A 17,867-nucleotide genomic window follows, 5' to 3' on the forward strand; every position below is an offset into this window, starting at 1 on the left:
TCGGACCTGAGCGGAGGCCGCCGGAAGCGCCGAACGGGACGCGAGCCGGGCGCCCCGTCACGAGAGCGCGACGCGGATCAGTCCTCGAATCGAACGTTGTCCAGATAGTAGGAGCCGGAGTTGGGGGGCACGGTGAGCCTGAGCTTCAGCTTCACGTCGCTCGGCCCTGCGTTGAGCGCGGCCTGGATCGCCGGGAGCGTCGGGAGCGGGAACGCGACGGTGTTGAATGCGCCCCGGGTGAGGCCGTTGAGACTGACCAGCCCGACCGACAGCTGGGAGATGCTGGCGGACGGGATCTCGATAAACACCTGGAGGGCGCCGTTGTTCGCCGGGGCCGGCACGGCGACGGGCAAGAAGAGATCGACCTTGATCTTGTCCCCAACCGGCGTGAGGCCCGAGGTGCTGAAGATCGGGCTGATGATCTCGCTTTGCCAGAGCGAGCTCCTGATCTCCAGCGACGAGATGCCCTCCCTCACTCGGCCCGTGTGGGTCGCGAGCTGGGCGTCCGGCGACGTCCACGCGCCCGGCGTCTCGAACCCGAGGATCGGGTTGTTGAGCAGGTACTCGGTCATCACCTGCTGGCGGAACGGGAGGAACACGTTGATGAGGGCCGGCGAGATCATGAAGCGCTGCGGACCGCTCGGGTTGCTCGGGTCGACAGGCTCCGTCCTCTCGGAGGTGTGGGTGAAGACCAGGGTGCTCGGAAACGGAGCGGACAGGCCTACATCGAAGGTGCTCGACGGGTCGCCATTACGGTCAGCCGGCTCGTGGCACCCCGAGCACGCGAGGGTCTGCGCGCGCCCGACGATCTGGTCGACGGACAGGTTGCCGGGCGTGCCGGACAGGTCGCTGCCCATGGCGGCCAGCTGGTTCTCGATGTTGGTCCGGAGGGTCGACGTCCCGGTGCCGAGCGCGTTCAAGTAGTTGTTCTGGAGGGGGATCATCAGGCTCTCGCCCCCGTTGATCGCATCGGGCAGGGCCGACGGGTAGCCGAAGCGGTTGATGTCGTCGGCAGCCGCGAGCCGCTCCACCGCGCCTGGAAAGATGTTGTGCCGGAAGTCCGTGACCCGCGGGTCGCTCGATGCGGCGGGCGAGAAGAGCCTCGCGCCCGGGTTGTCCTTGACGAAGGACGGGACGATATTGAGCGAAGGGCTGCCGCTCGTGCCGTGGACGAGCCTGAACTCACGGAGCGACCAGGCTTCCGGCGACCCCGTGCCGTTCAGGAACTCGTTGGTTCGGATCTGGCCGCGGTCGGGCCCCGCGGCGTGCCCGTAATGGTCGATGTGGAAGACGGGCTCGAACCCGGGCAGGCCCAGGAAGTAGAACTGCCAGAGCTCGATCCTCCGCGTCGCCACGCTCTTCGCGGGATCCGACTGGTTCAGCCAGAACTGGACGACCGGGAGGCAAGCTTCCCGGCCGAGGCTCGGGTTCGGGTTCGGCAGCCGGCCCTCGAAGATGATGAAATTCCGATTGAAGTTGCCGCCATCCGTCCGGCCGCTGCGCCTCGCGAAGACGATCCGGTACTCCCCGCAATTGGAGCCGTCCGGCGGGGCGAGGTCGAAGCGGTTCGAGAGCGTCGTGGCCATGTACGCGCTGTCGGCGTTCGGGTCGGCGAAAGGATCGTTCGCGGCTTCGTCCGCAGTACGCGGGCAGAGGACCGGCCACCCGTTGATCGAGCCGGTGGGTTGCTCGGCCGGGGCCGAGGAGCCGGGGGGGTAGATATCGGCGGTGTTGGCCGGCACATCGTCGCAGTGCGGGGCGGAGAAGAAGGTCGCTGTCGCGGCTGTCCGGTGGGTGTCCATGAACTGACGGAACAGCGTGAGGGGCGTCCGGCCCGTGGCCCCCGACTGGTTGATCAGCTGCTGCAGCACCGTCTGCAGCGTGAAGCTGGACACGATGTCGACGTCCGTGACGACGAGTGACTTCCGCGGATCGATCGGGAACGGCAGCGTGAGCTGCTGGGCGGCCGCGGCGATCTCGCTCTCCGCGAGCTCGGCCAGCTCACCGGACCCGGCCAGCCCGCCGTCCTCCGGCCTGAAGTCCGAGCACGCGGCAGGAAGGAGGGCGAGCGTGGCCAGCGCGGCGTTTCGCGTTCTCCGCCTCGCACGGGCAGAGCCGGGACCAGACCATGAGCGCACCGAAATGCTCGAACTCGAATGCTTGAACAACATGAGACCTCCTGTAGAAGATCACGGTGACGGGCCGCGCCCCCGAGGGGCGCCCGCGATCAGGGAGCGGGCGTGACGCTGAGCGCGCCCTTGGCGCTGAGGGACGCCTTGTAGCTCCCGGGCGCAGGATAGGTGATGTGGAACACGGCGCTATTGGGCGAGAGGGTCTTCGTCTCCCCCGACGCCAGCGCGCCGCCCTCCGGCTTCCAGAACTGCGTGCACGCATCCGACTGCCCAGCCGTGTGCGTCTGGACGAGCACGCAGGCGTCTCCACCGCTCTGGTTCGCGATTGTCTGGCTGACCTGGTACGTGAGCTCAAGGGCATCACCGCCGGCCGCCGCGAGCTCGGTCGTTGCATTCCATGAGGTCACGCCGGTCGCGCCACACTTCAGGTACCAGTGGCTGGGCGCGCCGGCGCAGGCGGGGATCGGCGCCGACGCCGTGCCGCGGGTCACCTTGACCGTCGCCTCGGACGGCGAGACCCCGAGCAACGAGATGGCGAGGTCCGCGTCGCGATCAACGAACGTATGACCCCAGGGGAGCGCCTCGCGCGAGGCGTCTGCCTGAAGATGAGCGAAGTCGATGATCGGCCACGAGGGCGTCATGTTGACGATGCCCTTCGGGCTCCCCTCCAGCGGGCCTCGGTGCACGAGGATCCCGCGAGCGACCGGCGCGTTTGCCGTGAACCCGTCGACCCTATCGGGGGTGGACTGACGATATTGATCGAAGCCGATCGGCTGACGATATTCGACCTGGTACGTCTCGTCCCCGCCGGGGATGGGGATGACGAGCCGCTGCACGCCCGTCGAGATGACCTCGATCGGCTTGACGCTGACGATGGAGGTCCCGCTCGCGCTCACGGTCGCCGTGTTCTCCGGATTGAACCAGCCGAACAGCGCCTTCTCCGGAGCACTGTAGTGCATGTACCCCCCACCCACCGGGCTGAACGAGTCTCCCATATCTTGGACGCAGCTCGTGTTCCCCGCGTTGAGCTGACCGGGGTTGGCGCACCAAGGCAGATTGGGCTGCGCGCAGGTCGTGCTCATCGGCGCCCAGTTGCCAGCGCTGTCGGCGCAATTCAGCACATTGGCGTGGACCAGGCCCATGCTGTGCCCCAGCTCGTGCGCATACGTGCCAGCGTCGGTGGGGCTGGGATACCACGTGTGGGACCCCGAGGAATAAGCGCCGGCACAGCTCGACGGAAACCCGTTGAAAAAGTGCATCGTGTTATCGTAGTTGGCCTCCACGTAGCCCCCGAGGTTCGCGGCCGCTTGCCTGCCCAGCGCCATGTGCAGGCCGAGATCGCAGATCGTGGGCATCTCCGCGTTGATCGTGTACCAGCCGTAATAGTCCCCGTCGGGGTTGATGTGGCCGGTCAGGTTCATCTTTCCGTACGAGGCTTCAATGAAGAAGTTGTTGGCCGAATCCGGGTCGTTGAAGAGGCGGTCCCGCACGTCATTGATGGTGTAGGTCGGAGCCGGGCTGTTCTTGAATCGGATGAAGATCGCCGCGACCTTGAAGCCGCCGACGATGGCCGGCTGCTGGACGGCGGAGATCGACTCGACCTCCTCCGCCTCACCCTCCTCCGTCGCAGCGCTGCAGGCGGAGAGCGCGAGGCAGAGAACAAGAAACCCGCTGCGATGGGCGGACAAAACGTTGCGCATTGTGCCTCTGTGATGTCGGAAAAAGCGCGTGACAACAGCGGACGCGAGCGTGTCTGGAATCACGGACTCCAGACATCGAACCCACGCGCAGGCTCGGGGCTCACGACGTGACGAGCCGCCAGGCCGCCTTCGAAGGGAGCGGGCCCGGGGGAGAGTCCAGTCGCTTCGGAGACGTCAAGCCCCAGCCGCGGGACCTGCGTGGGCCAGGTTCATTGCACCCGCTCCTGCTCACTGGATGCGGTCAGGCCCGGTCGCCCTTCATGAAATCGTAACGTCCTCATCGATTCCGGGACGAATCCGCCGCACAAGGGGCGCCGTAGTTCCGTCCCGGACCGCTGCCATGGAAATTCTCGTGGCATCGATTTTTTGACGCTGATCGTCTTCGGGGACCGGTGGCCGGCGAGCTCTCCGCCACCTCCCCCCTGCGTCTCCTGCGTTTCCAGCCGGAGATGGCCGCGCCCATCGTCCCCCACGTGTCAGCGGAGATCCTGGTCGACGAGCCCGATCGGATCGCCGCCGAGGTGGTCCGGGCGATCTACCGCAGGTCCACGCGCAGTTTCATCGGCGCCCACCCGGTGTTCGAGCGCAGCATCCAGAGACCCTCCCGGGTTGGCCTGGCGCTGGCGCAGCATCCAGAAACCCTCCCGGGTTGGCCTGGAGCCACGCTCCGGCGAGGACGACGAGGGCGTCGGCAGTGAACCCGACATTGACGGCGCGAGGGGCCTCGAGCTGGATCGACCGGGCGCTCCCGAGCCTGGAACCTGGGAGGCCTATCTGACAAGGTGATCGTCTCGGGGGGGATCGGCCGCCTCAGCTCTGCGATCGGTGCGGGACGATGTCGTTGGCGATGATCTCGCCGAACGGCCCCGTGAGGTTCGGGCGGACGCCTGCGGCCCTCCGCTCGACGGGGAGCCGCGGGAAGAGCAGCTCGGCGACCCGATAGGCCTCTTCGAGGTGCGGGTACCCCGACAGGATGAACGTCTCGATCCCGAGCTCCGCGTACTCCTTCATGCGGCGCGCGACCGTCTCCGCGTCGCCCACGAGCGCCGTTCCGGCCCCGCCGCGCACGAGGCCCACGCCGGCCCAGAGGTTCGGGCTCACCTCGAGGGCGTCGCGCCGCCCCTTGTGCAGCGCCGCCATGCGCCGCTGCCCCTCGGAGTCGAGGCGCCCGAAGGCCTGCTGCGCCGCTGCGATGGTGCTGTCGTCGAGGTGCCGGATCAGGTCGTTCGCGGCGGCCCACGCCGCCTCGGCCGTCTCGCGGACGATGACGTGAAGGCGGATCCCGAAGCGCACCGCGCGCTGCTCCGCGGCCGCGCGGCGGCGCACGTCCGCGATCTTCTCGGCCACGGCGGCCGGAGGCTCTCCCCAGGTCAGATAAACGTCGACGTGGCGCGCCGCGAGCGCGTGCGCCGCGGGCGACGACCCCCCGAAGTAGAGCGGCGGGTGCGGCGCCTGGAGCGGCGGAAACAAGATCTTCGCGCCCTTCACGCGCAGGTGCTGCCCCGTGAAGTCGACCGTCTCGCCGGCCATGACGCGCCGCCAGATGCCGAGGAACTCGTCGGTGACGACGTAGCGCTCGTCGTGCTTCAGGAAGACGCCGTCCCCCTCGGACTCCGCCGGATCGCCGCCGGTCACGACGTTGACGAGCAGGCGGCCGTCCGACAGGCGATCGACGGTGGACGCCATGCGGGCGGCCCACGTGGGCGAGACGACGCCCGGCCGCACGGCGACGAGGAAGCGAAGCCGCTGCGTCAGCGGGATCATCGCCGACGCGACCGCCCAGGCGTCCTCGCACGATCGCCCGGTGGGGACCAGCACGCCGTGATAGCCGAGGTCGTCGGCGGCCTGCGCGATCTGACGAAGATAAGGGAGCGTGACGGGGCGCGCGCCCTCGGCGGTGCCAAGGTAGCGGCCGTCCCCGTGCGTTAGGAGAAACCAGAAGACGTTCATCGATGGAGAAGCTCCTCGCCCGTGGGTCGCCGGGTCAGGCGCGCGAGAGCACGATCCGCACCGCGCGCCGCCGCGCGCTCGAGCCCGCGGCGCCAAGGAACCTCGCCGGGCAGGCCGCCACGACGCCGCTGCTGCCCCAGCAACACCAACTGCGGATCGACTGCTGATGAAGCAGCAATCGACGGCTCCTCCACGGGGCCTCCCCGGCGGAGCGCCGCGCCTCGACCTGGCACAGGGGCTGCTGGACCAAACTCACCACCTCGCCTCCGTCACAGATGCAATTTTGCATCGAACATAGAATTCTTGCGTGCTGACGTGGGTTGTAGAGGAGGCGAAAGAGCCCTCATGAGCAGGTACATCTCGTTCACGACGATCCGCTCCGCGCTGCTGGGCTGCGCAGCTCTCTCGAGCTTGTTGCTGCTCGGGTGCGGCCGCGACGGCGGCGAGGTGGGCGCGGCGAACGCCGGACAGGCGGCCGAGGACACGCGGGCGGCGGTGGTGGTCCGGCTGGGGTACCAGAAGATCGGCACGCCGTTTCTCCTCAAGGAGCGCGCGGAGGCCCTGACGAAGGCGCTCGAGGCGAGGAACGCCCGCGCCGAGTGGGTCGAGTTTCAGGCCGGTCCTCCGCTGCTCGAGGCGATGCGCGCGGGCGCCGTGGACGTCGGCCACGTCGGCGAGACGCCGCCTGTGTTCGCGCAGGCGGGCGGCGTGCCCTTCATCTATGCCGCCACCGACGCGCCGGCGCCCAGGGCCGAGGCGATCGTCGTCAAGAAGGACTCTCCGATCCGAACGCTCGCGGCCTTGAAAGGCAAGCGCGTCGCCCTCAACCGCGGCTCCAACGTGCATTACCTGCTGGTTCGGGCCCTCGAGAGCGCCGGGCTGACGCTGGACGACATCCAGGTCGTCTTCCTGGCGCCCGCCGACGCGCGGACCGCGTTCGAGGGTGGCAATGTCGATGCCTGGGTGATCTGGGATCCTTTCCTGGCAGCGGCCGAGCTCGCCGGGGCCCGTGTCCTCCAGGACGGCGAGGGGCTCGTCGACAACCGCCTCTTCTATGTCGTCCGGCGAGAGTTCGCGGAAGAGCAGCCGGCGATCTTGCAGATCGTGTTCGACGAGTACCGCGCCCTGAGCGCCTGGGAGGACGGGCACCGCGAGGAAGCCTCGCAGATCCTCGCGCGATCTTCGGGGATCTCGTACGAGGCGTTCCTGCGGTCCGAGCACCGGCGCGCGTTCCAGATCCTGCCGATCACGCCCGAGATCGTGCAAAGGCAGCAAGCGATCGCCGATACGTTCCACAAGCTCGCGATCATCCCGCGCGACATCCGCGTCGAGGAGGCGCTCCTGCCGGGCGCCGCGATCGTCGGAGGCGCGCGATGACGGCCGGCGAAGCGCCGATCCGGGGCGGCGCGGCGCGCGGGTTCGGCGTGCGCATCGCGCCCTGGCTGGCCCCGCTGGCCCTCGTGATCCTCTGGGAGGTCCTGTCGCGGCTGCAGATCATCCCGAAAAGCCTGCTGCCGTCGCCCGTCGAGGTGCTCGTGGCCGCGTCGAACGCCACGAGGAGCGGCGATCTGCCCGCGCACCTCGGCGTGAGCGCGCTGCGGGCGGCCGGCGGGCTCGTCGTCGGCGCCGCCGTCGGGCTCGCGCTCGGCCTCGGCACGGGGCTCTCGCGCCCGCTGCAGCTGGTCATCGACGGGCCGCTGCAGATGCTCCGGGCGATCCCCGCGCTGGCGCTCGTGCCGCTCGTGATCCTGTGGTTCGGGCTCGGCGAGACAGCGAAGCTCTTCATCGTCGCGATCACGGTGCTGTTCCCCGTCTACCTGAACACGTTCCACGGGGTGCGCAGCGTGGATCCGCAGCTCATCGAGATGGCGCAGGTCTACGACGTGCGGGGGTTCGCGCTCTACCGCGAGGTCATCTTCCCGGGCGCGCTCCCCTCGATCCTCGTGGGTCTGCGCTTCGCGCTCGGGCTCTCGTGGCTCGTGCTCATCGTCGCGGAGACCCTCGGCGCGAGCCAGGGCCTGGGCTATGTCGCGATGAACGCCCGCGAGTTCATGCAGATGGATCTCCTGGTGCTCACGATCGTGCTCTGGGCCATCCTCGGCAAGCTGGCCGACTCCCTGGCGCGGTGGCTCGAGCGCCGGCTCCTGCCGTGGCAGCCGCAGCTGCAGCGGCTCGAGGCGAGGTGAGCGAATGAGCGGTTCGGGCGATCAGACCGCCGGCGCGCGCGTCGTGCTGGAGCAGGTCGACAAGCGGTACGGCGACCGGCTGGCGCTCTCGGGCATCGCGCTCGACATCCGCCCTGGCGAGTTCGTGACGATCGTCGGGCGGAGCGGCTCGGGCAAGAGCACGCTGCTCCGCGTCCTGTGCGGCCTCGAGCAGCCGACGCGCGGCGCGGCGCGCGTCCTGGCCTCGAGGGAGGTCGCGGCGCGCGAGGCCGTGCGCGTCGTCTTCCAGGAGCCCCGGCTGCTGCCCTGGCGCACGGTGCTGGAGAACACGTGCATCGGCGGGCCGAGAGGGCGCGACGCGCGCGCGCGCGACGTGCTCGACCGGGTCGGGCTCGGAGATCGGCTGAACGACTACCCGGGCGTGCTCTCGGGAGGTCAGCGGCAGCGGGTCGCCCTCGCGCGCGCGCTCGTGCACGACCCGAAGGTGCTGCTGCTCGACGAGCCGTTCGGCGCGCTCGACGCCCTGACGCGGATCGGGGCGCAACGCCTCGTCGAGTCGCTGTGGGCGCAGCGCCGCTTCACGGCCATCCTGGTGACGCACGACGTGGAGGAGGCGGTCCTGCTCGGAGATCGCGTGCTGGTGTTCGATGAGGGGCGCGTCGTGGAGAGCGTCGCGGTGGATCTGCCGCGCCCCCGGGCCAGGGAGGTGCCGGAGGTCGGCCGCCTCGCTGGCGTGCTCCTCGACGCGATCTTCAGGAGATCTCCGGAAGAAGGGGGGCTGTCACGGCGCGGCGCGCGCGAGGCGGCGTCGCTGTCCGTGCCGATGGCCCTCCTGGCCGACGCGGGGGAATGATAGAGCGGTTCCGGAGGGAGGGCGGCCGCTGTGCGCGTGGTGGGAAAGGCGTTCGCTTACATCACGAATGGAGGGAGACTGCTGGTCTTCGAGCACGCGGACTTCCCGGAGGCGGGCCTCCAGGTGCCCGCCGGGACGATCCTTCCAGGCGAACCACCTGATACGGCCGTGGTCCGCGAGGCGCGGGAGGAGACCGGGCTGGGCGCGTTTTCGGCGGTGGAGTTCATCGGCACGTCGGAGTTCGACGCACGACGCATGGGGAAGGAAGAGATGCACCTTCGCCACTTCTTCCACCTGCCGGTCGTGGCCCCCGTCCCGGAGAGGTGGAGACACCACGAGCGGGATGGATCGGACGGTGCTCGTGAGCCGATCGCCTTCGATCTCTACTGGCTGCCCATGTCGATCGCCGCTGCCCGCTTGATCGCAGACCATGGCCAGCTGATCGCCGCTCTCCGCGACGTGCTGCCCGAGCCGTGAGCCTGTCGCTCCAGGCAGCGAGATTGTCGGGGGGCCCGCCTGGTGATCCTCGTCGGGGAGCCTGGTAAGGGTGGACCAGGAGACCCTCCCTGCATGACGGCTTCGCGGCTCGCGCTCCTCCCCCTCCCGCTTCTCGCCGCTTCGTGTGGTCCCGCCGCCGGGTCGGCCCCCGCGGCGCTCGCGCCGGCTTGGGTCGCCATCCCCGCGGCCCCGCTGGAAGCGCCCGCGCGCGCCGCGGGCGCGCCGGCCGTGGATCCCTCGGCCCCGCTGATATTGCCGATCGCCGCGGCCCCGCCGGCAACCTGGGTCGAGCCGCCCCTCGGAGAGAAGGAGCGGGCGAGGGCCGCTCGGGACCCGTTCCGCGAGCACAGCGAGATCGCCCTCGGCGAGCGCGTCGCGATCTTCGCGGCGAAGGGAGGCGGCGCCGATCCCGCGGGCGGGGCGTTCGCGGTCGACGAGAAGCTCGGCGTTGTCGGCCCATTGAAGCTGCCCGCTCGCTTCACCTGGGTTGGCGTCGCCGGACCGCAGGTCGACGCGCTCTATGCGGCCACGCCGGAGGGCGTGCTCCACCGCGCCGCCGGCGTCCGCGGTGCGCTGAGGCCGGACGGCTTCGAGCCGCGCGGCAGCGTGCCTGGTGCGACGACCTGGGACGCCGCCGGTACCCTCATCGCGGCCGCGGCGGGAGAGCGTGTCAGCGTCTCCGCCGACGAGGGCCGCAGCTTCACCTCAGCCGTCGTCGCGCCCGGCAAGCCGGTGCGCGCGGTGTTCGTGCGACCCGACGGCGTGCTCGCGGCCGTGGTCCAGGCGCCGGCGCGCGGCCAGCAGCCGGCGGCGCCAGACTCGTTCCTCTCGCTGGATCGCGGGAAAACCTGGAAGCGATCCGCGTTTCAGCCGCGCTCGATCGAGCGCGCGGGATCCTGGATCTGGAACGGCGATGCGAGCTGCCCCGCCGTGCTGAGCCGCGACGGCCAGGCGTGGACCAGGGCCGCTGCTGGCCTTTACGCCCGACCCACGTTGGGCATCGCGCTGCACCTCTCCCCCGCGATCCGCGCCATCGAGGCCGGCTCGTTCCGCTCGGCCGTCGCCCCGCCGGCGCCCGAGCCGCCCCCGCGCGGGGGCGCCGCGGTCGGGCGGGAGCCGCCGTGCAAGAGCGACGGCGGCGGCGTCGTGGGCGGTCTCGGACTCATGGGTGTGCTCGGCGCCTCGTGCGGAGGCGCGCTCTGTCTGCTCGAAAGCGCCACGCCGCTGCCACAGCCGACGCGCACACGGATCGCGACGTTCGGCGACGGGATCTGCGAACCGACGAGCGCGCGACCGCCCGGCAGCGCCTGCGCCGCGCACGTCACGCGGCCACCGACGTTCGCGGTCGTCGACCACATCGCGAGCACCGTGACGCCCGTCGCGGCGCCCGAGGGGTGCCCGCAACCGGTCGCGCTGCACAACGCGGCCGGCGTCGGCGTGCTGATCTGCCGCGGAGGCAGCGGGAGCGCGACCCTCTTCGTGCGGGGCGCGCAAGGTCCGTGGCACGCGGAGGGGAGCCAGGCGACCCCGGCCGAGGCCCTCAAGTGGATCGCCGCGGCACCGGATGGCACGCTGCTCCTGCTCCAGTCGGCGCCGCCCGCAGGCGCCCTGCAGCGCGAGCCGCTGCAGGCGCTCGTGCGAAGCCCGCTGCCGCTCGGCGCACCGCAAGCGTGGCGCCGGATCACGGCGCCGGACGGCGTCGCGGCGCTTCCCGCTCCCGGCGGCGCGGCGCTTCTCGCGAGCTCGCCCGCGGCCTCGGCCGGCAAACGCCTCGATGTGACGCTGGATCGCTTAGGGCAGCCGGCGCTCCCCCTGGCGCGCGACGTGGAGGTCGACCAGGACCTGACGCGGATGGAGATACGGGACGGGCAGGTGTGGTTCCGCGTGCGTCCAAATCCTGCGCCGGACGTCAAGGGAATGCCGGGGCCTCTGCCGCCCGAGCCGCGGGATCCGCGCTGGCACGTGCTGACCCACGGCGGCGAGCTCGTGCTGGAGACGTCCTCCGGGCCGACGCCTCCGACCGAGGGGCGCCCGCTCGACCCCGCGGGGCGCTAGCGCGGCGTCCGCGTCGCGACCCAACCACGTCGTGACCCAACCACGTCGTCGCGACCCAACCACCTCACGGGCGATCGTCACGGGCGATCGATGGCGATCGCCGTAGACGCCCCCCACCGCCGGAGCGGCCGCCCTTCGGCAGAGATTGCGGGGCGCAGACGGCGCTTTCGGTCCGGGCTCATGCCAGATCCCTTGGATCCTATCAGCATCCGTTCGACGCAACCGGGGTTCCCTGCGCGAGCAGCCAGCACGGCTCACTCTCCAACGTGCGACGTGGCTCGCGAAGGACGCGCGCTCCACCTCCCAGGATGGATCTCCTGAGACTGGAGCCGTTAGCATGGTGGATGCATGCCGCAGCAGTCACCGCCCGAGCCGCAGCAGCCACCGCCCGAGCCGCAGCAATCGCCGCCCGAGCAGCCCTTCTCGCTGACAGACGGCGCCCTCGCCGCGTTGGTGGCCACCGGCTACGGCGTTCCGGTGCTCGCAGCGCCGCTCTTCGGCGCGACGATGCTGGTCCAACTCGATGGCGCGATCTTCGTCGCCGGAGCACTCGGGCTGGCGGGTTGGATCGGCCTGACCGTGCGGACATACCACGCGATACGGCGCCGGGGGCGCGCCCCCTTCCAGGTGGCGGCCGAGGTGCTCACGCTGCTCCTCCTGCCCGCCTGGGGCCTGGCATACAGCCACGATGCCCCCGGGACGTGCGCCGTCCCGGCATGCGACGTCGGCACCACGGCGTTCCGGCCGCTCGCCGAGCCGGAAGTCCACGGCCTGATCGCGCTGCACGCCCTCACCGCGCTCGCCTATGTCGTGTCACGGCGCCGGAAAGAAGCGCTGCCTGGCCCTGCAGAGCTCGTCGTCCATGCAGCGCTGATCGTCGGAATCGCGCTCCACGTCCTCCTGGCGGTGCACTTCGGCCCCTGGGTGGCGGCCGGCCTGCTCGTGCCGCCGCTGCTCCTGCCGTGCGTCGCGCCAGTGTTCACGGTCGTCTTCTATTCCGCCGAGCTGCGCGCGCGCCTCCTGAGGCGGGGCGTCGAGGCCAACGCGCCCGCTCCGTTGGCCGCTGCCGATCCCGCCTATCGCACAGGGCCGCCGCAAGTCCCGCTGCCGCCGCCGCCCGCGATTCACCGACCCACGTTGTGGCGCGCCCTCGCGGCTACCCCGCTGCTGCTCGGGGTTCACGCCGTCCTGCACGCGGCTTGGCTGGGACATCCGGCAGCCGCCCTCCAGGTCTTCACCCGCACGTGCGGGTACACGCTGTCGCAGCTCCCGATCGTGAAGCTGCCCGGTGATTGCCACTACTTATGCACCGTCGCTGCGCGCGGCCACGCCTGGCTTGTGCGCCCGATCCGGCTCGGACGGCGGGGCGGCACGCCGATCCTCGTCAATCGCCAGCTCGCCATCGCCAACGCCTTCGAGGATCTGCTGCACGAGCGCTGGCCGCGCTTCGGCCGCGCGGCGCGCCAGCTCTACGACCGAATGGGGCTGCCCGTGAGCCGATACATCGGCGCCGCTTGGGCCGCCGATGTCATCTATCTCGCGATGAAGCCGCTGGAGTGGGCGTTCTACCTGACGCTCCTTCTGCTCGACCCGCGCGCCCCCGAAGAGCGGATCGACCGTATGTACAGGTGAGAGCGACCCAGCGGCCCGACCCGCCCCACCCGACCGACCCAGGTTGAGCCATCATCGCGAAAGCGTACGCAAGAGGAAACTCGACCCGGGTTGTCGGCCACCGGATCTGCGCGCCCGCAATCTATGGGTTGCCCCGGGTTGATTCAATCACTTCGCCTCACCTATCGGCCCATAACCGTCCCGCTCTGTCAGTCAGAACCTATCTAACGTCACCATACCAATCGCCGCATACGCGCTCGATCCGGCATACCCCATTCTTGGGCGTACGCGCAGCACCAGACAAACGTTCCGCCCGCTCCGGCTTCTCCAGACGGACGTTCTCCACAACACGACAGCAACGCGTCGAACCCGCTCCCGCGCTTTTCGCATCGCTGAGAACGGCGCCATGCGGTATCTACACCACGAGTCTGAGGTCCATCACGCTGGCGCCGTGAAACGTGCGCATCCACCAGGTTCCCGCCGGGAACTCCACACCGCGTACCCCGGCGCGCCACCGTTCAAGCGCCGCGCGGTACGACGCACGAAACGCCCGCACCGCAGCACCAGCGATTCGCCGTACATCACCCTGCTCGCGACCAACCGCAAATGTCGGATTGCGTTCGCCCAGCGCCTCGAAGCTCGTGACGCGCTCGTACGGGGAGATCTTGCTGACTCGCTCAGCACCAAGGAAGCGACGCCCTTGCCGCTGGAGCGCCGCATGGGCCAGCGCCTCCTGTTCTTCGAGCGCGGCGGCGACCAAGTGCCGAAAGTCATCGATGCCATCCTGCTCGACCGCCGGTGGCAGCGCGAGAGGCAGCATCACTTCCTCGGGCCACTGTGGATTTTCCGGGTCAAGATACGCCACAGGACGCGCCGCACGCAGCACGCCGCAGCCGAGCTCTCTCACATCGACTTTCGCTCCGGGCCACTCACGCGCATGCCGGACGAGGCCTGCGGCCACAGGGTTCGCGAGCACGTAGGCGATCTTCTCCACGACAGCAGCGCGCGTCAGGAGGCGCACAACGCTCGTGGCTTCGTGGTCCCATACCGGCCCTTCCCACGCGCGAAGCACCTTGGTCCCGAGCGCCACAATGCGATGAAAGAACTGCAAGAAACGCGGCAGGACGCCATTCACGTCGGTCACGACCAGGTGCAGATGCGTTGACATCGCGCAGAACGCGTGTACCTCGATCCCGAAGCGACCAGCCGAGACCGCGAGGGCGTAGACCAAGAGCTGGGTGATCGCTGCGTCGGGGCGCAAGAGCAGGTGCCGACGCAAGACGCGACGGGTGATCATATAGGTAGCGCCGGGCGAGATCTCGCGGGGGTGGCTCATGGCCCGTGCATATCAACAAACGCTGTGCCAGAGATTGTAGTCAATCATTTCAAGCACTTGCCACGCCCCGCGGGTGGCGATCACTGCGCCAGAGGTGGCGGCCGCCATGCCGTCTTCCACCGCGAATGTTATATTCACCACATCTAGACATCGCAGCCCATCCCCCGCCACCTCCACCAACCTCTCCCCTCCCTCCCTTCAACCCAACATAGGTTAAGATTTAGGAGCAAATGTAAGTCGTGTCTTGGGACGACCTGCGTCGAGTCTCCGACCTGGGTCCGGTCTGCGGGTCCAACCTGGGTCAGGTCTCACCTGGGTCAGGTCTCAACCTGGGTCGGTCTGTGGTCACCCTGGGTCAGGTCTCAACCTGGGTCAGCTGTGTTGTGTTGGATGGGTCAGCGTCAGGTCTGGATGGGTCTGGTCTGGATGTGGATGAGGTCGGATCTGGATCGGTCCAACCTGGGTCGGGTCTCACCCCGGCCTTGTTTTCTTTTGCATGGAGAGCGCGCTCCGAACGAGAATACAGCATGCTCGACCCAGCTTATGACTCATCCGCGCTACACAAACACGCAGCCGGTGAGAGCTTCACTTACACATTCCGCACCCCCGCGGGCGTTCGTCGCGCGACTCGCACATTGTTCCAGCAGCTTCTCGTGAACGGCTCGACGCTCGCTGTCGCCGCGATCCTCGCTGCGTGCGGTCCGGCGCCGGAGGAACCTGCTCCGGGATCGGGGTCCGGCGGCGGCACGACGGCGACCTCAGGCGCAGCCGGCACCGGCAGCACCGGCAGCACCGGCAGCGCCGGCGGCGCCGGCGCCACCGGCAGCACCGCCGACTCGACGGCCGAGGCGGCGGGAACCGGCGGCTCGACCGGGGCTGCAGGCGGCAACCCCGGTGCCTGCGAGCAGGGCACGACGAGCACGGCGTGGGCGACGAGCTGCCAGACCACGGCGGCCAGCTGCACGGCAGGCACCTGGAGGGCGCCGCGCGACGGCGGCGAGACGCGCGCGCCGCTGCGCCACGAGTCGGCGCACTTCGCCTTCTACTGGCCCGAGGGGACGGACATCAACCTGAGCCAGGCGGAGGAGGCGGCGGACACGCTCGAGAGCATCTGGAGCGCGTACTTCGGCAGCCCCATCTTCTTCCCCGAGCCGTACTGCAAATCAGCGGACAAGTGGAAGGCCGCGGTCCATTTCGACAACAGCTTCCCGCTCTGGGGCGGCGGGTGGAGCCGCAACGGCATCAATTACATGGGGATGTGGATCGGCCCCGACGCCGCACGCGACCCGTGGGGGCTCGCCCATGAGTTCATGCACGGCGTGCAGTCGACGACGCAGGCGTTCCCCGATTGCGGCGGCGACGGCTGCTGGATCTTCGAGAGCCACGCGAACTGGATGCCGCATCAGGTATGGCGGGACAACGTGCACTGCTCGGACATGCTGCCGAACATGCCGCACCTCTACTATGGCAACACCCGGAACCGGTATTGCAACTGGCAGTTCTTCGAGTTCCTGAAGGACAAGCACTGCTACAGCGCCGTCAACGACATGTGGGCCCACGAGGCGCCGCGCGGCCAGGGCGACCCATGGCAGAAGCTCATGCTGAGCCGTGGCTGGGACATCGAGCGGCTCAACGACGAGTTCGGCGAGTGGGCGATGCACAACATCACCTGGGACTACAAGGACCCTCCGCCCACGGACGGAGGCGATCCCTCCGGCGTATATCGACGGAAATACGGCTCGATCGAGGCCGACATGACGTCGAACGGCCGCACCGATCGCCGCCTTCGTCTCACGCGGCTCGAGGCGCTCGACGCAGACTGGGCGCAGAATCGCCGCTTCGTCTCGCCGTATCACTGGGCGCCGCAGCGCTGGGGTTACAATGTCGTGCGCCTGCACCCGAAATCGGACGCGACCAGCGTGCGCGTCGTGTTCCGGGGCGTGACGCAGGCCGGCGCCGGCTCCGGCTGGCGCTGGGGCCTCGTCGCGACGGACCCGGAGCTGACCACATCGCGCTACAGCCCTCTGCAGCGGGGGAGCGGCGGCGAGATGGACTTCTGCGTCAGCCCCGGCGAGAACGTCTACTTGGTCGTGGTCGCGACGCCGACCGAATACCAGAAGCTGGTCTGGACGAACCCCTCGGATGGGCCGGCATACCCGTCGATCTATCGCTATCCGTACATGGTGGAGCTCGACGGCGCGTGGCCCGCCGGGTTTCAGGACGGCCAGCTCGATGCGTGTCCGCGGGGCACGACGAGGCACGCGAACGGCGGCGGCTGCGCGCCCGCGGGCACGCCGTCGAGCGTCCACGTCGGTCCTTACGCGACCATCCTCGGCGGAGAGGTGAGCGGCGACGTCCGCGTCGAGGATCATGCGACCATCGTCAACGGCGTGATCTCCGGCGGCCGTGTCGGCGCGCTCAGCCTGGTCGGGCAACGCGGCTCGGGCATCCAGGCGCGCGGGTTCAGCGTGAGCGGCTCGGCGAACGTGCAGACCACCTTCTATCCGCTCGGCTGGTTCGGCGATCGCCAGTCCGTCTCCGGGACAGCAACGCTGCTCGGGGATGTCGAGTTCGTCGCCACGTCGAAGGCGAGCAACACGTTCTACGGGTTCGTCCCCGACGACTGGGCGGGCGTCTCGACGGTCACCGAGGTGACGGTCGCACCGCCGTACACCTGGCGGCGTTGAGGCCACGATGCAGACGATGCTTCATGTTGGGCTCATCGGTGACCGCGACGACGCCGTGACGGCCCACCGGGCCATCCCGGTGGCGCTGCGGCTGGCGGGAGAGGCGCTATCCGCGCCGCTCTCCTTTGACTGGGTGCCGACCGAGGAGGTGACCGACGCCTCGCGGGTGGCTCGTTATGACGCCCTGTGGTGCGTTCCGGCGAGCCCGTACCGGAGCATGGATGGCGCGCTGCGCGCGATCCGCTTCGCCCGCGAGCAGCGGCGCCCGTTCCTCGGCACCTGCGGGGGTTTCCAGCACGCGGTCGTCGAGTACGCGCGCCATGTGCTGGGCTGGTCGGACGCCGAGCACGCGGAGACCGCGCCAGAGGCGCAGCGCGCGGTGATCGCGCCGCTCGCGTGCTCGCTGGTCGAGGCCACCGGCAAGATCCGCTTCAACGCCGGAACCCGCATCGCGCGGGCCTACGGCCGCCCCGAGGCCACGGAAGGGTATCGGTGCCGCTACGGCCTGAACCCGGAGTTCCAGGCCGCGCTGGTCTCGGGCCCGCTGCGCATCGGCGCCGAGGACGACGCCGGCGACGTGCGCGCCGTGGAGCTCGACGGCCATCCGTTCTTCGTCGCCACGCTGTTCCAGCCGGAGCGCGCCGCGCTCGCCGGTCGGCTGCCGCCGCTCGTGGCCGAGCTCATCCGAGCCTGCTCGAGCACCGCCGGCTGAACGCTGGCGCCGGCACACCGTTCAACGAAGGAAAAATCCACCAGAGCGTCACCGGCGCCGAGCTCTGGATCTCTTCCTGGCGTCCGGTGCCTTGTGGTTTCGAACCTCGGTCGGCTTCAGCGTACCGGTGCGGCGCTGCTCCACGAGGTGTTCCTGCGAGGCGCTGCG

General features: G+C 69.6%; 13 protein-coding genes. 9 read left to right on the top strand and 4 right to left on the bottom strand.

Going from position 1 to position 17,867, the window contains the following annotated elements; translation table 11 throughout:
• Window positions 1–77: 77 nt before the first annotated feature.
• From WMF44_RS26420 to ssuD, 3 genes are all read right to left on the bottom strand, one after another.
• A complete protein-coding gene (locus tag WMF44_RS26420; RefSeq protein WP_437292808.1) occupies window positions 78–2,171 on the bottom strand; it encodes a hypothetical protein in 2,094 nt (697 codons plus the stop codon).
• Window positions 2,172–2,227: 56 nt separating this feature from the next.
• Window positions 2,228–3,832, bottom strand: a complete 1,605-nt coding sequence (locus WMF44_RS26425) for a hypothetical protein (RefSeq protein ID WP_437292809.1) — start codon at window positions 3,830–3,832, stop codon at window positions 2,228–2,230.
• A gap of 810 nt (window positions 3,833–4,642) precedes the next feature.
• On the bottom strand, window positions 4,643–5,782 hold the full coding sequence (gene ssuD / locus WMF44_RS26430; protein ID WP_437292810.1) for an FMNH2-dependent alkanesulfonate monooxygenase: 1,140 nt from the start codon (window positions 5,780–5,782) through the stop codon (window positions 4,643–4,645).
• Between the two features lie 2 nt (window positions 5,783–5,784).
• Here ssuD and WMF44_RS26435 point away from each other — a divergent pair, with 2 nt between their 5' ends.
• From WMF44_RS26435 to WMF44_RS26465, 7 genes are all read left to right on the top strand, one after another.
• Window positions 5,785–5,949: a hypothetical protein gene (locus tag WMF44_RS26435; protein ID WP_437292811.1), complete on the top strand. Its 165-nt coding sequence runs from the start codon at window positions 5,785–5,787 to the stop codon at window positions 5,947–5,949.
• A gap of 178 nt (window positions 5,950–6,127) precedes the next feature.
• Window positions 6,128–7,159, top strand: a complete 1,032-nt coding sequence (locus tag WMF44_RS26440) for a sulfonate ABC transporter substrate-binding protein (RefSeq protein WP_437292812.1) — start codon at window positions 6,128–6,130, stop codon at window positions 7,157–7,159.
• Window positions 7,156–7,968, top strand: a complete 813-nt coding sequence (locus WMF44_RS26445; protein ID WP_437292813.1) for an ABC transporter permease subunit — start codon at window positions 7,156–7,158, stop codon at window positions 7,966–7,968. The genes WMF44_RS26440 and WMF44_RS26445 overlap by 4 nt, the downstream gene beginning before the upstream one ends.
• A gap of 4 nt (window positions 7,969–7,972) precedes the next feature.
• Entirely contained in the window at window positions 7,973–8,800 is an 828-nt protein-coding gene (locus tag WMF44_RS26450) for an ABC transporter ATP-binding protein (protein WP_437292814.1), read from the top strand.
• Window positions 8,801–8,830: 30 nt separating this feature from the next.
• The gene (locus WMF44_RS26455; protein ID WP_437292815.1) at window positions 8,831–9,277 is read left to right on the top strand and encodes an NUDIX hydrolase; all 447 of its coding nucleotides are present in this window, start codon (window positions 8,831–8,833) and stop codon (window positions 9,275–9,277) included.
• A 93-nt stretch (window positions 9,278–9,370) separates the two neighbouring features.
• A complete protein-coding gene (locus WMF44_RS26460; protein WP_437292816.1) occupies window positions 9,371–11,353 on the top strand; it encodes a hypothetical protein in 1,983 nt (660 codons plus the stop codon).
• Window positions 11,354–11,701: 348 nt separating this feature from the next.
• A complete protein-coding gene (locus WMF44_RS26465; protein WP_437292817.1) occupies window positions 11,702–12,985 on the top strand; it encodes a DUF6688 family protein in 1,284 nt (427 codons plus the stop codon).
• Window positions 12,986–13,379: 394 nt separating this feature from the next.
• On the opposite strand, the gene WMF44_RS26470 is transcribed toward WMF44_RS26465, so the two are convergent.
• Window positions 13,380–14,300 carry a transposase gene (locus WMF44_RS26470; RefSeq protein ID WP_437292818.1) on the bottom strand — a complete coding sequence of 307 codons (921 nt, stop codon included), beginning with the start codon at window positions 14,298–14,300 and terminating at the stop codon, window positions 13,380–13,382.
• Window positions 14,301–14,827: 527 nt separating this feature from the next.
• On the opposite strand from WMF44_RS26470, the gene WMF44_RS26475 reads away from it, so the two are divergent.
• The gene (locus tag WMF44_RS26475) at window positions 14,828–16,987 is read left to right on the top strand and encodes a DUF6055 domain-containing protein (RefSeq protein WP_437292819.1); all 2,160 of its coding nucleotides are present in this window, start codon (window positions 14,828–14,830) and stop codon (window positions 16,985–16,987) included.
• Window positions 16,988–16,994: 7 nt separating this feature from the next.
• On the top strand, window positions 16,995–17,699 hold the full coding sequence (locus WMF44_RS26480; RefSeq protein ID WP_437292820.1) for a CTP synthase C-terminal region-related (seleno)protein: 705 nt from the start codon (window positions 16,995–16,997) through the stop codon (window positions 17,697–17,699).
• The last annotated feature ends 168 nt before the right edge of the window (window positions 17,700–17,867 follow it).

Origin of the sequence: Sorangium sp. So ce426 (assembly GCF_051475585.1) — a bacterium.
In the GTDB taxonomy this organism is placed as follows: Bacteria; Myxococcota_A; Polyangia; order Polyangiales; family Polyangiaceae; genus Sorangium; species Sorangium cellulosum_B.

Bases quoted from the DNA above. Each gene is read 5' to 3' on its own strand.
- WMF44_RS26420 (WP_437292808.1), bottom strand. From the start codon at position 2,171: ATGTTGTTCAAGCATTCGAGTTCGAGCATTTCGGTGCGCTCATGGTCT.
- WMF44_RS26425 (WP_437292809.1), bottom strand. From the start codon at position 3,832: ATGCGCAACGTTTTGTCCGCCCATCGCAGCGGGTTTCTTGTTCTCTGC.
- ssuD (WP_437292810.1), bottom strand. From the start codon at position 5,782: ATGAACGTCTTCTGGTTTCTCCTAACGCACGGGGACGGCCGCTACCTT.
- WMF44_RS26435 (WP_437292811.1), top strand. From the start codon at position 5,785: ATGGAGAAGCTCCTCGCCCGTGGGTCGCCGGGTCAGGCGCGCGAGAGC.
- WMF44_RS26440 (WP_437292812.1), top strand. From the start codon at position 6,128: ATGAGCAGGTACATCTCGTTCACGACGATCCGCTCCGCGCTGCTGGGC.
- WMF44_RS26445 (WP_437292813.1), top strand. From the start codon at position 7,156: ATGACGGCCGGCGAAGCGCCGATCCGGGGCGGCGCGGCGCGCGGGTTC.
- WMF44_RS26450 (WP_437292814.1), top strand. From the start codon at position 7,973: ATGAGCGGTTCGGGCGATCAGACCGCCGGCGCGCGCGTCGTGCTGGAG.
- WMF44_RS26460 (WP_437292816.1), top strand. From the start codon at position 9,371: ATGACGGCTTCGCGGCTCGCGCTCCTCCCCCTCCCGCTTCTCGCCGCT.
- WMF44_RS26465 (WP_437292817.1), top strand. From the start codon at position 11,702: ATGCCGCAGCAGTCACCGCCCGAGCCGCAGCAGCCACCGCCCGAGCCG.
- WMF44_RS26470 (WP_437292818.1), bottom strand. From the start codon at position 14,300: ATGAGCCACCCCCGCGAGATCTCGCCCGGCGCTACCTATATGATCACC.
- WMF44_RS26475 (WP_437292819.1), top strand. From the start codon at position 14,828: ATGCTCGACCCAGCTTATGACTCATCCGCGCTACACAAACACGCAGCC.
- WMF44_RS26480 (WP_437292820.1), top strand. From the start codon at position 16,995: ATGCAGACGATGCTTCATGTTGGGCTCATCGGTGACCGCGACGACGCC.